The 12501-nt window shown below is 74.1% G+C and carries 15 protein-coding genes; 4 read left to right on the top strand and 11 right to left on the bottom strand.

The annotated features are described in order from the left end of the window. Positions 1-30: 30 nt before the first annotated feature. The 10 genes from AC1C2V_RS10950 to rplU form a co-directional block, all read right to left on the bottom strand. A complete protein-coding gene (locus AC1C2V_RS10950) occupies positions 31-720 on the bottom strand; it encodes a histidine phosphatase family protein (protein WP_495389642.1) in 690 nt (229 codons plus the stop codon). Beyond that, positions 717-1163, bottom strand: coding sequence for a ribosome silencing factor (gene rsfS / locus AC1C2V_RS10955; protein ID WP_495389643.1), 447 nt, complete (start codon positions 1161-1163; stop codon positions 717-719). The genes AC1C2V_RS10950 and rsfS overlap by 4 nt, the downstream gene beginning before the upstream one ends. Then, positions 1160-2275 carry a hypothetical protein gene (locus AC1C2V_RS10960; RefSeq protein ID WP_495389644.1) on the bottom strand — a complete coding sequence of 372 codons (1116 nt, stop codon included), beginning with the start codon at positions 2273-2275 and terminating at the stop codon, positions 1160-1162. The genes rsfS and AC1C2V_RS10960 overlap by 4 nt, the downstream gene beginning before the upstream one ends. Beyond that, positions 2268-2885, bottom strand: a complete 618-nt coding sequence (nadD, locus tag AC1C2V_RS10965) for a nicotinate-nucleotide adenylyltransferase (RefSeq protein ID WP_495389645.1) — start codon at positions 2883-2885, stop codon at positions 2268-2270. The genes AC1C2V_RS10960 and nadD overlap by 8 nt, the downstream gene beginning before the upstream one ends. Before the next feature lie 19 nt (positions 2886-2904). Beyond that, on the bottom strand, positions 2905-3054 hold the full coding sequence (locus AC1C2V_RS10970) for a hypothetical protein (protein WP_495389646.1): 150 nt from the start codon (positions 3052-3054) through the stop codon (positions 2905-2907). A gap of 116 nt (positions 3055-3170) precedes the next feature. Further along, on the bottom strand, positions 3171-4484 hold the full coding sequence (locus tag AC1C2V_RS10975) for a glutamate-5-semialdehyde dehydrogenase (RefSeq protein WP_495389647.1): 1314 nt from the start codon (positions 4482-4484) through the stop codon (positions 3171-3173). Between the two features lie 75 nt (positions 4485-4559). Next, positions 4560-5690, bottom strand: coding sequence for a glutamate 5-kinase (proB, locus tag AC1C2V_RS10980; protein WP_495389648.1), 1131 nt, complete (start codon positions 5688-5690; stop codon positions 4560-4562). A gap of 22 nt (positions 5691-5712) precedes the next feature. Beyond that, on the bottom strand, positions 5713-7230 hold the full coding sequence (gene obgE, locus AC1C2V_RS10985; protein ID WP_495389649.1) for a GTPase ObgE: 1518 nt from the start codon (positions 7228-7230) through the stop codon (positions 5713-5715). 109 nt (positions 7231-7339) lie between these two features. Further along, positions 7340-7597, bottom strand: a complete 258-nt coding sequence (gene rpmA, locus AC1C2V_RS10990) for a 50S ribosomal protein L27 (RefSeq protein ID WP_495389650.1) — start codon at positions 7595-7597, stop codon at positions 7340-7342. 83 nt (positions 7598-7680) lie between these two features. Continuing rightward, positions 7681-7989, bottom strand: a complete 309-nt coding sequence (gene rplU / locus AC1C2V_RS10995) for a 50S ribosomal protein L21 (RefSeq protein WP_495389829.1) — start codon at positions 7987-7989, stop codon at positions 7681-7683. A gap of 325 nt (positions 7990-8314) precedes the next feature. Between rplU and AC1C2V_RS11000 the strand changes: the two genes are divergently transcribed. From AC1C2V_RS11000 to AC1C2V_RS11010, 3 genes are all read left to right on the top strand, one after another. Beyond that, positions 8315-8938, top strand: coding sequence for a protein-L-isoaspartate O-methyltransferase family protein (locus AC1C2V_RS11000; protein ID WP_495389651.1), 624 nt, complete (start codon positions 8315-8317; stop codon positions 8936-8938). 55 nt (positions 8939-8993) lie between these two features. After that, positions 8994-9902, top strand: coding sequence for an inositol monophosphatase family protein (locus tag AC1C2V_RS11005; protein ID WP_495389652.1), 909 nt, complete (start codon positions 8994-8996; stop codon positions 9900-9902). A 76-nt stretch (positions 9903-9978) separates the two neighbouring features. Next, entirely contained in the window at positions 9979-11076 is a 1098-nt protein-coding gene (locus tag AC1C2V_RS11010) for a fatty acid desaturase family protein (protein WP_495389653.1), read from the top strand. Here AC1C2V_RS11010 and AC1C2V_RS11015 read toward each other — a convergent pair. Next, the gene (locus tag AC1C2V_RS11015) at positions 11070-11672 is read right to left on the bottom strand and encodes a thymidine kinase (protein WP_495389654.1); all 603 of its coding nucleotides are present in this window, start codon (positions 11670-11672) and stop codon (positions 11070-11072) included. The genes AC1C2V_RS11010 and AC1C2V_RS11015 overlap by 7 nt on opposite strands. Before the next feature lie 34 nt (positions 11673-11706). Here AC1C2V_RS11015 and AC1C2V_RS11020 point away from each other — a divergent pair, with 34 nt between their 5' ends. Next, positions 11707-12378, top strand: a complete 672-nt coding sequence (locus AC1C2V_RS11020; protein ID WP_495389655.1) for an alpha/beta fold hydrolase — start codon at positions 11707-11709, stop codon at positions 12376-12378. Positions 12379-12501: the final 123 nt, after the last annotated feature.

Here is a 12501-nt window from a genome sequence, read left to right on the forward strand (position 1 = left end):
CGGGCCCAAACCCGTTGGAACGTCGATATCTTAGGCAGACTTCGGGCCAGGTTCCAAATTCCAGTCCGGGCCCGCCTGCCACTGATCCAGGGGATATCCGGCGCCCACGTTGTGCGCCACGAGGCGCCACGCCGGCACCGCGCCCTCCCCCGCCCGGTGCAGGTGCGACCAGTGCGCGTTGTGCATGCCCGCCAGGCCGCGCCAGGACGCCGGGTCCAGACCGAGCAGGGCCGTGACGGTCAGCGAGATCGCCGCGCCGTGCGAGACGACGACGAGCGTGTCGTCCTCCGCCAGCTCCTCCGCCAGCCCCGTGACCGCCCCGGCCATGCGCTCCGCGACGGCAGCCTTCGACTCGGCGCCCGCGCCCACGGGCTCGGCGCCGAGGCGCCAGGCCGCGTACTCGTCGGGCCAGCCTTCCTGGATCTCCTCGGCGAGGAGGCCCTCCCACGCGCCGAAGCCGCGCTCGCGCAGCCGGGCGTCGGTGTGCACCGGGGCACCTCCGAGCGCGTCCGCGTAGGCGGTCGCCGTCTCGACGGCCCGGCCCAGGTCGGAGGACACGATGCGCGTCGCACGGTGGGACGACGCGAGGGCGGCCCCGCCCTCGGTCGCCTGCCAGCGGCCGACGTCGTCGAGCGGGATGTCGATCTGCCCCTGCAGGCGGAGCGACGCGTTGTACGCGGTGCGCGCGTGGCGCAGGAGGACGACGGTGCCAGCCGTCACAGGTCGTCGCCGGCCAGGCGGATCGCGCCGTCGCCGGTTCCGTCGCCGAACTCGGCGGCGGCCGCCGCGCCGTCGCCGCCGCGGGCGTCCTCCGGCAGATCGACGGTCGGGCAGTCCTTCCACAGCCGCTCGAGCGCGTAGTACACGCGGTCCTCGGCGTGCTGCACGTGCACCACCACGTCGCCGAAGTCGAGCAGCACCCACCGCGCCTGGGACTTGCCCTCGCGGCGGATCGGCTTCGCGCCCGCCTTGATCATCGCCTCCTCGACCGCGTCCACGATCGCCGAGACCTGCCGCTCGTTGGTGCCGGACGCGATGAGGAAGACGTCCGTCAGCACGAGCTGCTCGCTCACGTCGAGCGCGATGATCTCCTGGGCCTTGCGGTCTGACGCGGCCCTGGCGGCGATGACCGCCAGCTCGACGGCGCGGGGGGTTGCGGTCATTCAATGGCTCCGAGCTGCTCGTGCGTGAGCGTGAGAGTGGGCGCGGCGGGGGCCGCGTCGGTGGTGAAGTCCTGGTCGTCCGGACCGTCGAGCAGCAGCTTCCACAGCAGCAGGCCCAGGACGAAGGCGACGACGACGAGCACGATGTAGTGCAGCCAGGTGTACGACGCCTCCGGCTCGTCCCAGTCCTCCTCGTCGTCCTCGTCGACGGCAGGGCCGACCGGCGCCGCCGAGCGCGCCCGGACCGGCTGCTCCGACGCCACCAGGGCGTCGAACGGGGACGCCGCCGGGCGGGTCGGCGCGGCGGTCGCCGCGGCCGAGGCGGAGCGGACGGGAGGGACGGACGCCGGGCGGTCGACCGTGGTGCTCGCCCACGGCAGCGCGGGCGCCGACGAGGCGGGCGCCGAGGCGCTCGGACCCGCGAACGCGGCCGGGGCCGCAGGTGCCGGGGCGGCGGCGGGCGTCCTGCCGAACGGCGACTCGGCGCCGGGCGTCGTGAAGGGCGAGCGCCGCGTCGGGCCGTCCGGGCGGGGTGCCACGGTGGCCGGCGGCGTCGCCGCGGGCGGGGTCGCGGCGCCGCCCGGCGGCGTGGCCAGCGGGGGCAGCGACGTGCCCGTGCCGGTGGCGTCGAAGCTGCGTCGCGACGAGCTCCGCGTCGGCGCCTGGGGTGCCGGGGACGGCGGCGCGCTGGGCGCGGCCGGGCGGGCGTACGGCGCGGGAGCCACGGCCCGGGACATCTCGCCCGTGGGGCGCTGGATCGGGGCCAGGCGACCGGTCTCGTCGAGCCCACGGAACCCAGCCGAGGCCGACGGCGGCCGCACCATCGGAGCGGGAGCCGGGGACGGGGCCCCGGGGCTCTGCTCCCGGAGCGACCGTCGCGACGGGGCGCTCGTCCCCGGCGCGGCGAACCGGGAGGAGGCCGGCGCGGCGGACGACGTGTCGGCCGGGCCGAACGCGGGCCCCGAAGAGGCGGGCCGCGCATAGCCGGCGGCCGGCGGGCCGCCGGGGGGCGGCGCGGCGGGCGCGCCTCCCTGGGCGGCAGCGGCGGCCGCCTGCTCCCGCTCGCGGATCTCGCGGCGGGTCAGCGGGCGGGACGGGTTGTTGTCACTCATCGAGACCTCGATACAGACCGTGCTTGGCGATGTATTGGACCACTCCGTCCGGCACCAGGTACCACACCGGGTGGCCGCCCTGCGCCCGTCGACGGCAGTCGCTCGACGAGATCGCCAGCGCCGGAACCTCCAGCGTCGTGACCCCGTCGTGGGGCAGGCCGTCCACCATGAGCTGGTGCCCTGGCCGCGTGACAGCCACGAAGTGTGCCATCTCCCAGAGGTGGGCGGCATCCTTCCAGGTCAGGATCTGCTCGATCGCGTCGGCGCCGCTGATGAAGAACAGGTCGGCGTCGGGGCGCTCGTCGTGCAGGTCCCGCAGCGTGTCGACGGTGTACGTGAGACCTGGCCGGTCGATGTCGACACGGCTCACCGTGAACCGGGGGTTCGACGCCGTCGCGATCACCGTCATCAGGTAGCGGTGCTCTGCCGGGGACACGTGCTGGTGCTGCTTGAACGTCGGCTTCCCGGTGGGGACGAAGACGACCTCGTCGAGGTCGAGCAGTGCCGCCGCCTCGCTGGCGGCGACCAGGTGCCCGTGGTGGACGGGGTCGAACGTTCCGCCCATCACCCCCAGGCGCGGACGACGCGGCTGCGACGACGGCTTGTTCACGCTGGCCGGACGGCGGTCGTCAGTGGCGGTTGGACACGTTGCGGAAGGCGTACGTCACCACGAGCGCGGCGACGAGGCCACCGAAGGCGAGGAGTCCCATCGCGATCGGGGAGATCGTCTCGGCGTGCTCGGTGGCCTCCTGGGCCACCTGGACGGCGGTGTGCAGCACGGGTTCCTCCTGTGCGTGGTGTGCGGCGGGGTGCGGTCGGGGGTCAGTCTCTCACGCAGGGCGCGCGAGCCGGACGGGCATCATGGTGGTCGTCGTAGTGATCGTCGTAGAGGCCGTCATGCCCGTACGTGCCCGTCGCCGTGCACGACCCACTTGGTGGTGGTCAGCTCGGCCAGGCCCATCGGCCCGCGCGCGTGCAGCTTCTGGGTGGAGATGCCGATCTCGGCGCCCAGGCCGAGCTGGCCGCCGTCGGTGAAGCGGGTCGAGGCGTTGACCATGACGGCCGCCGAGTCGACCTCGGCGACGAACCGCTCGGAGGCGGCGAGGTCGCGGGTGAGGATCGCCTCGGTGTGCCCCGACGACCAGGTGCGGATGTGCTCGATCGCCTCGTCGAGCGAGTCCACGACGCGCACCGCGAGCTCCAGCGCGAGGTACTCCGTGGCCCAGTCGGCGTCGGTCGCGGGGAGCACCTCGACGGCCTCGGGCGCGAGCGCCGCCGCGCGCGCGTCGCCGTGCAGCACCACCCCCGCTCCCCCGAGGGCGGCGAGGGCCGCGGGCAGGAAGGCGTCGGCAGCGTCGGCGTGCACCAGCAGCGTCTCGGCCGCGTTGCACACCCCGACGCGCTGCGTCTTGGCGTTCATGACGATCTCGACCGCCTCGGCGACGTCGGCCGTGGCATCCACGTAGACGTGCACGTTGCCCACGCCGGTCTCGATGACCGGGACGGTCGAGGACTCGACGACGGTGCGGATGAGGTCCGCCCCGCCGCGCGGCACCAGCACGTCCACGAGCCCGCGCGCCTGCATGAGCGCGACGCCGCCCGGGCGCCCGTACGCGTCGATCGTCTGCACGAGGTCGGCGGGCAGCGCCCGCGCCTCCAGCGCCCGGCGCAGCACGTCCACGATCACGGCGTTGGACGACGCCGCGGCGCTGCCCCCGCGCAGGATGACGGCGTTGCCGGACTTGAGCGCGAGGCCCGCCGCGTCCACGGTCACGTTGGGACGCGCCTCGTAGATCATCCCGACCACGCCCATCGGCACGCGCAGCTGGCGCAGCCGCAGACCGTTCGGCAGCGTCTGGCCGCGCACCACCTCGCCTACCGGGTCCGGCAGGCCCGCGAGCTCCCGCAGCGCGTCGGCGATCGCGCCCACGCGCCCCGAGGTGAGCGCGAGCCGGTCGAGCAGGCCGTCCGAGAGGCCGTGCGACCGGCCCCGGGCGACGTCGGCGCCGTTCGCCGTGACGATCCGGTCGGCGTGCTCCTCTAGCGCGGCCGCGAGCGCCAACAGGGCCGCGTCCTTGGTGGCGCGGGTGGCCGTGGCGAGCGTCCGGGACGCGACCTTGGCCCGCTGCGCGACGTCGTGCACGGCGGCCGCGACATCGGCGCCTCCCGAGCTCCCGGCGGCCTGATCCTCCGTGAGGGTCGTGGTCATCCCCCGAGAGTACGACGCTGCGGCGCGCAGCGGCAGACCCCTCTCACCAGGAGGGACGGGGCCGGCAGCCGCCGCTCAGCGGCCGGGCCCGAGCACCAGGTCGTCGCGGTGCACGAGCACGCGGTCATAGCCCTCCCCCAGCTCGGCACGCAGGTCGAACGTCGAGCGGCCCAACAGCGCGGGCAGCTCGGTGGAGTCGAACGCGACGAGCCCGCGCGCCACGACGGTCCCGTCCGGGCCCACCAGGTCCACGGGGTCGCCGGCGTCGAAGGCGCCCTCGACCCGGGTGACGCCCGCGGGCAGCAGCGACGCGCGGCCGCCGAGCACCGCCCGCACCGCACCGTCGTCCAGGTGCAGCCGTCCCCGCGTGCGGGCGGCGTGCGCGATCCAGAGCCGGCGGGCCGACGTGCGGCGCCCCGTCGCGGCGAAGAAGGTCCCGACGTCCTCGCCGGCCAGCGCCTGACGCACCCGGGAGGCGCTGGTGAGGACCACCGGCACCCCGGCGCCGGTCGCGATCCGCACGGACTCGAGCTTGGTCACCATGCCGCCCGTGCCGATGGCGCTGCCGCGCGCCGTGACCTCGACGTCGGCCACCTCGGCGAGGTCGGCCACGTGCGCGATCCGGCGCGCGCCGGGCCGTGACGGGGGCGCGTCGTGCAGGCCGTCCACGTCGGTGAGCAGCACCATCGCGTCGGCGCCCACCAGGTGGGACACCAGCGCGGCGAGGCGGTCGTTGTCGCCGAACTTCAGCTCGTCGGTCGTCACGGCGTCGTTCTCGTTGACCACCGGCACGACGCCGAGCGCGAGGAGACGCTCGAGCGAGCGCTGCGCGTTGCGGTAGCGCCAGCGGCGCACCGTGTCCTCCGCGGTGAGCAGCACCTGGCCCACCTTGAGGCCGTGCCGCGCGAACGCCTCGGTGTACCGGGCCACGAGCTGCCCCTGGCCGAGCATCGCCGCGGCCTGCATGGTCGCGAGGTCGCGCGGCCGGGCGGCGAGACCCAGCGGCCCGATGCCCGCGGAGATCGCGCCCGACGTGACGAGCACGACCTGCCCGCCGGCGGCCACGCGGTCCGCGAGGACGTCGACCAGGGTGCGCAGCGCCGCCACGTCGAGGTGGCCGTCCGGCCCGGTGAGCGACGACGACCCGATCTTGACGACGACGCGGTGCGCCGACGGGACGCTGGCGCGGGAGGTGGCGACGTTCACGTCCCCATCATCGCTGGTGGCGTCAGTCGGCGTCTGGGTCGGTCCAGTGGCCGGACTCGCGCTCGGTCCACAGCTCGCGCCGCGCCTCGGTCTTGGCGTCCATGCGCTCGGTGAACTCGCGACGCCGCTCGGAGCGCGTCGGTCGCGGGCTCTCATCGAGTCGCAGGTCGGTGCCGCGGACGCCGAGCAGCTCGGGCCCTGTGGTGAACGTGGGCTCCCAGTCGAAGACGACGGCGTTGCGCGGGTCGCCGATGCGCACCTCGTCGCCCGCCACGGCGCCGGCCTTGAGGAGCTTGTCCTCGACCCCCAGCTTGGCGAGCCGGTCCGACAGGAACCCGACGGCCTCGTCGTTGTTGAAGTCCGTCTGGCGCACCCAGCGCTCTGGCTTGGATCCGCGCACCTCGAAGTAGGTGCCCTCGTGCTCCCGCTTCGCCGTGACCGTGAAGCCGGCCTCGTCGACCCCGCGCGGGCGCAGGACGGTGCGCGCAGGCTCCGGCTTCGGCGCCGCGGCGCGGGCCTTCTCGACCAGCTCGCCGAGCGCGAACGTCAGCGGGCGCAGCCCCTCGTGCGTGGCGGTCGAGATCTCGAAGACCTGCAGCCCGCGGGCCTCGAGGTCCGCGCGCACCATCTCGGCGAGCTCGCGCGCCTCCGGCACGTCGATCTTGTTCAGCACGACGAGGCGCGGGCGCTCCGCGAGCGGCACGCGGCCGCCCTCGATGCCCAGGTCGCCCGCGTAGGCGGCGAGCTCGGCCTCGATGACGTCCAGGTCGCTGACCGGGTCTCGGCCAGGCTCGAGGGTGGCGCAGTCGAGCACGTGCACGATGACGGCGGTGCGCTCGACGTGCCGCAGGAACTCCAGGCCGAGGCCCTTGCCCTCGCTGGCGCCCGGGATCAGCCCGGGGACGTCCGCCACGGTGTACCGCGTGTCGCCTGCCTGCACGACGCCGAGGTTGGGGATGAGCGTCGTGAACGGGTAGTCGGCGATCTTGGGCCGCGCGGCCGAGATCGCCGCGACCAGCGACGACTTCCCGGCGCTCGGGAACCCGACGAGGGCGGCGTCGGCGATCGACTTGAGCTCGAGGACGACGTCGCGCTCATCGCCCGGCTCGCCGAGCAGCGCGAAGCCCGGGGCCTTGCGCCGCGGGGATGCCAGCGCCCGGTTGCCGAGTCCGCCGCGCCCGCCCTGCGCGACCATGAACTCCGCGCCCACGCCCACGAGGTCCATGAGCACCTCGCCGTCGCGGTCCTTCACGACCGTGCCGTCCGGGACGCGCAGGATGAGGTCCTCACCCTTGGCGCCGTCCCGGTCGTCGCCCATGCCCTGGGTGCCGTTGGTGCCGTGTCGGTGCGGCGAGTGGTGGTACTCGAGCAGCGTCGTCGTCTGCGGGTCGACGACGAGCTTCACGCTGCCGCCGTCGCCGCCGTTGCCCCCGTCGGGGCCGGCGAGCGGCTTGAACTTCTCGCGGCGGATCGACGCGACGCCGTGCCCACCGTCACCGCCTGAGGCGTGCAGCACCACGCGATCGACGAAGCTGGCCATGTCAGATCCTCTCAGGCAAGCGACGAGGGGCGCACCGCGACGGTGCGCCCCTCGTCGTGGACTCGGGTGAGTCGAAAAACTCGGGCGAGTCGAAGTACTTCGGTGAGGTTCAGACCTCGGCCGAGACGATGTCGATGACCTTGCGGCCGCGACGCGTCGCGAAGGCGACCGAGCCCGCCTGCAGGGCGAACAGCGTGTCGTCGCCGCCACGGCCGACGTTCTCGCCGGGGTGGAAGTGCGTGCCGCGCTGGCGGACGATGATCTCGCCGGCCTTCACGACCTGGCCGCCGAAACGCTTGACGCCGAGGCGCTGGGAGTTCGAGTCACGACCGTTGCGCGAGGAGCTCGCGCCCTTCTTGTGTGCCATCTTTCAGACCTGCTTTCTGCGAAGAACGAGGGATCAGTACCGCGGGCCGTGCTGCGGGATGTCGCGCTCGGCCCGACGGGAAGTCACTTGATGCCGGTGACCCTGAGACGGGACAGCGGCTGGCGGTGACCCTGGCGCTTGCGGTAGCCGGTCTTGTTCTTGTACTTGAGGATCGTGATCTTGGGACCCTTCTCGTCCCGCACGACCTCGGCGGTGACCTTGACCTTCGCCAGCTTCTCGGCGTCGGTGGTCACCTTCTCCCCGTCCACCAGCAGCAGAGCCGGCAGCTCCACCGTGTCGCCGGCCTGGGCCTTGACCCGGTTCATGACGACGATGTCCCCGACGGACACCTTCTCCTGTCGGCCACCGGCCTTGACGATCGCGTACACCACGTTGCTGCTCATCTCTCCTGGTCTGGGCATGCCGCACGACGTTCGTCACCGACTTCGTCTGCAACTCGGCCCGCCGCGGCGGTCGAGTGCGGTGCGTCCTGGGCATACGGGACTGGCACACCGAGGGCGCGCCAGCGTCCAAGACTACGCGACGAGGCGAGCCGGTTCAAACCCTCCCCGGGCGACGGGACCGTGACATGGCCCACCGACCGAGGGCAGGTGCTCGATCACGGTCCGGCGATGTTCCGCATCGTCGCCCTCTCGCGGGGTCCCTCGATCCTCGCCCCGCCCGGTGCCGCCCGCGCGGAGGGGACACGATGGGGGCATGACGGGACGCAGACGGTCTGCCGGCCTGCCGACGGGCGCCGGCGGCGTCGCCGACGTCGTGGCCGCCTCGCTGCACGACGTCGACCGGCGCGGGTTCCTGCCGCGCGGCGGGGTGCGTTGGGCTAGCGACGACCGGCCGATCGAGATCGGCCACGGCCAGACCTGCTCGCAGCCCTCGACGGTCGCGGCGATGCTCCGGCTGCTGTCCGTGCCGGCCGACGCGCACGTCCTCGACGTCGGCGCGGGCTCCGGCTGGACGACGGCGCTGCTCGCCCGGCTGGTCGGCCCGGGCGGGGAGGTGCTCGGCCTGGAACGGCATGCCGACATCGCCGCCTGGGGCGCGGCGAACGTGCTGCGCACCGGGATGACGTGGGCCCGCGTCGAGCCCGCCGTGCCGGGAGTGCTCGGCGCACCACGGCCCGGCGGCTGGGACCGCGTCCTGGTGTCGGCGGCGGCCACGAGGCTGCCGGGCGACCTCGTGGACCAGGTGGCGCCCGGCGGCCGCATGGTGGTCCCCGTGCGCCACGTCATGCTGCTCGTGACCCGTGACCACCACGGCGCCGTGCGCACCTCGGAGCACGGCGCCTACACGTTCGTCCCGCTCGTGGAGGACGAGGCCTGAGCGGCGCAGCACCAGGTCGCACCGTGCCTCCCGGCGTCGTGCCAGGATGCCGACCGTGACGAGACACCGGCGCGAGATCCCGAACGTCGAGACCCCCGACGCCGAGGTCGCGGTGAGCGCGGCGCTGGCCGGCGCGGCCGTCGTCCGTGCCGCGTTCCGGCGGCCCGTGACGCGGTATGCCAAGGGCGCGCAGGACTTCGCCACCGACACGGACCTCGCGGCCGAGCGCGCGATCCGCGCGGTCCTCGACGCGGCGCGGCCTGGCGACGCGATCATCGGCGAGGAGCTCGGCTCGTCCGCCGGGGACTCCGGGCGGGACTCCGGGCGGGACTCCGGGCGGCGCTGGTACGTGGATCCGCTGTGCGGCACGCTCAACTTCGCCGCCGGCGTCCCGTCGTTCGGCGTCAACGTGGCGCTCACCGAGCGCGCCGGGTCCGGCACCGACGACAGCGTCGATGGTGAGGAGCGTGTCGTCGCGGCGGCGGTCATCGACCCGCTGACCGGCGAGGTGCTCTGGACGGACGGGACGCGGGCCGGGCGTCAGGGCCCGGGCAGCGCCACGGACGTTGCCTTCGACGTCGAGCTCGTCCCCTCGGCGGACAGCAGGATGCTCAACGTCGACATCGACAACGAAGGCGGGTGCGCGGCACTCGTCGCCGACGACGAGGCGCGGGCCTCGTTCGCGGTCCGGGTCGCGTCCACGTCCCTCGCGCTCGCATGGGTCGCGACGGGGCGCCAGGCCGCGTACGTGACGGGCGCCGACGCCGCCGGCAGCGTGCACTTCCTGCCGGGCGTCGCGCTCTGCGAGGCCGCCGGCTGCGTCGTCACCGACCTCGACGGCGGCCCGGTACGCGGCGGGCGCGGGATCCTCGCCGCGGCGGACGACGCGACGTCGGAACGCCTGCTCGCGCGGATCCGTGCGCTCGGGGGACAGCCCCCTTGCCCGGAACCTACGGCCCCGTAGGCTGGAAACATCCGCACGACCGAGCGACCGCTCATCACATCGGCTGGGAAGTCGACTCGACCATTGCGAGGCCCGCATGACCTCAGCCACGGCCGTCGAAGACTCTGCGCCTGCCGACCGGCTCGCCCGAGCACCGCACACGAGCTCCTACAGCGCGCTGTCGCGCACCGTCCGGGAGGCCGGGCTGCTGCGCCGGGCGTACGGGTACTACCTCGGCGTCGGCATCGCGCTCGCTGTCGCGCTGGGCGGGGCCGTGACCGGGTTCGTCCTGCTGGGCGACTCGTGGTTCCAGCTGATCATCGCGGCCGCCCTCGGCGTGATCCTCACGCAGCTGGCCTACGTGACACACGAGACCGCGCACCGCCAGGTCTTCGCCTCCGGGCCCGCCAACGACCGGGTCGGGCGGTTCCTCGCCAACGCCGTGGTCGGGATCAGCTACTCGTGGTGGATGAACAAGCACAACCGCCACCACGCGAACCCCAACCACGTGGGCAAGGATCCGGACGTGGCGCCCGGCGTCATCTCCTTCACCGAGGAGGCCGCACGGGAGCACAGCGGGTTCCTCGGCGCCCTCACGCGCCGGCAGGGGTGGCTGTTCTTCCCGCTCCTGACGCTCGAGGGACTCAACCTGCACGTCACGTCCGTGCGCTCGTTGCTGTCGGGGCCGCCCGAGGACCGCGCCGCCCGGCGGCGTGAGCTGGTGACCATCCTGGTGCGTCTGACCATCTACACCGCGGTGATCTTCTGGTGGCTGCCGCTCGGCCTGGGCTTCGCGTTCCTCGGGGTGCAGCTCGCCGTGTTCGGCGTCTACATGGGCGCGACCTTCGCGCCCAACCACAAGGGCATGGCGATGATCCCCGAGGGCAGCCGGATCGACTTCCTGTCGAAGCAGGTGATCACGTCCCGCAACATCCGGGGCGGCGCCTGGATGAGCGTGCTCATGGGCGGCCTCAACCTCCAGATCGAGCACCACCTCTTCCCGAGCATGCCGCGCCCCCACCTGGCGCGCGCCCGGCTGATCGTCCGCGAGCACTGCACGAACCTCGGCATGCCCTACACGGAGACGACGATGCTGGGCTCCTACGTGATCGTCGTGCGTTACCTCAACCGTGTCGGCCTGGCCGCCCGCGACCCGTTCGACTGCCCGGCGCGCCAGTCCATGCGCGGCTACTGACGGGTCGCCGGCTCCTCGGGTCCCCGGTGCCGTCGGCAGCGCGCCTCGTACGACTCCGTGCCGCCCACGTGGCGGGCCACGGGGGTCAGGGCGTCGTCCGGCTCGCCGCCCTCGCGCCGACGGACGTGGAAGGCCGCGTCGCGCCCGCAGACCGCACACACCGCGGTCAGCTTGGTGACCGACTCGGCGACGGCCATGAGCCCCGGCACGGGTGCGAAGGGGCGCCCGTCGAACGTCACCGCGAGGCCGGCGACCACCACCACCAGCCCGGCATCGGCCAGCGACACCGCGACGTCGACCAGCGGGTCGCCGAAGAACTGCGCCTCGTCGATCGCGACCAGCTCCGTGCCCGCCTCGTCGGCCACCAGCCCGGGGATCTCGGCCGCCGAGCGCACGGTGCGGGACGCCACCTCGAGGCCGGAGTGGGACGCGACCCGACCGGGTCCGCTGCGCGTGTCGAGCTCGTGCGCGACGACGAGGACGCCGCGGCGCGCGACCTGCGCCCGGTGCACGCGGCGCACGAGCTCCTCCGTCTTGCCGGCGAACATCGGGCCGACGATCACCTCGAGCCGCCCCTGCCGTCCGTCGTCGTCCATGGACGCCAGTCAAGCACCGGCTAGCCTGGTCGGCGTGACCGAAGCCACACGGACCGTCATGTTCCTGCACGCGCTGGGCTCCGGCCCGTCCTCATGGGACTCCCAGCTGACGTCCCCTCCCCCGGGGTTCGCCGGGTTCGCCCCGCCGATCGCGGGGATCGAGGGCGCGGAGCGGGTCCCGTTCACCTTCGACGCCGCGGTACGAGCGCTCGTCGACGACCTCGATACGCGCGGCCTGGACCGCGTGCACGTCTGCGGCCTGTCGCTCGGCGCGATGACGGCCACCCAGCTCGCGCTCGACCACCCCGACCGGGTGGCGTCGCTCGTCCTGTCCGGCAGCCAGGTGCAGCCGAACCGCACGCTCATGGCGGTGCAGCGCGCGGCCGTCCGGATGCTGCCGCCCGGCGTCCCGGCGCGCATGGGCCTGACCAAGGGCGACTGGCTCGCCGTGCTGCGCTCCCTGGCCGGCATCGGCACCGTCGGGCGGCTCGGCGAGATCCGCGTGCCGACGCTCGTCCTGTGCGGCTCCCGGGACCGGGCGAACCTGCCCGCGGCGCGACGGCTGGCGGCGGGGGTCCGCGGCTCCGAGCTGCAGGTGGTCCCCGGCGCCGGGCACCTGTGGAACGCCCAGCGGCCGGAGCTCTTCTCCGCCACGATCGGCGACTTCTACCGGCGCATCCCGGAGGACGACCCCGCCCGCCGGTGACACCAGGCGGGTGGCACCAGGCCGATGACACCGGGCCGGTGACACCGGGCCGGTGACACCCCGCACGTGACAGGGCGGGCGCCCGACCAGGTTCGGTCGGGCGCCCGCCCTCGCCGGTTCGGC

Source organism: Isoptericola sp. Y541 (assembly GCF_059445465.1).

Coding starts and splice junctions, on each gene's coding strand:
- rsfS (WP_495389643.1), bottom strand. CDS start 1,163: ATGACCGCAACCCCCCGCGCCGTCGAGCTGGCGGTCATCGCCGCCAGG.
- AC1C2V_RS11010 (WP_495389653.1), top strand. CDS start 9,979: ATGACCTCAGCCACGGCCGTCGAAGACTCTGCGCCTGCCGACCGGCTC.
- AC1C2V_RS11015 (WP_495389654.1), bottom strand. CDS start 11,672: ATGGACGACGACGGACGGCAGGGGCGGCTCGAGGTGATCGTCGGCCCG.
- AC1C2V_RS11000 (WP_495389651.1), top strand. CDS start 8,315: ATGACGGGACGCAGACGGTCTGCCGGCCTGCCGACGGGCGCCGGCGGC.
- rpmA (WP_495389650.1), bottom strand. CDS start 7,597: ATGGCACACAAGAAGGGCGCGAGCTCCTCGCGCAACGGTCGTGACTCG.
- obgE (WP_495389649.1), bottom strand. CDS start 7,230: ATGGCCAGCTTCGTCGATCGCGTGGTGCTGCACGCCTCAGGCGGTGAC.
- AC1C2V_RS10975 (WP_495389647.1), bottom strand. CDS start 4,484: ATGACCACGACCCTCACGGAGGATCAGGCCGCCGGGAGCTCGGGAGGC.
- AC1C2V_RS10960 (WP_495389644.1), bottom strand. CDS start 2,275: ATGAGTGACAACAACCCGTCCCGCCCGCTGACCCGCCGCGAGATCCGC.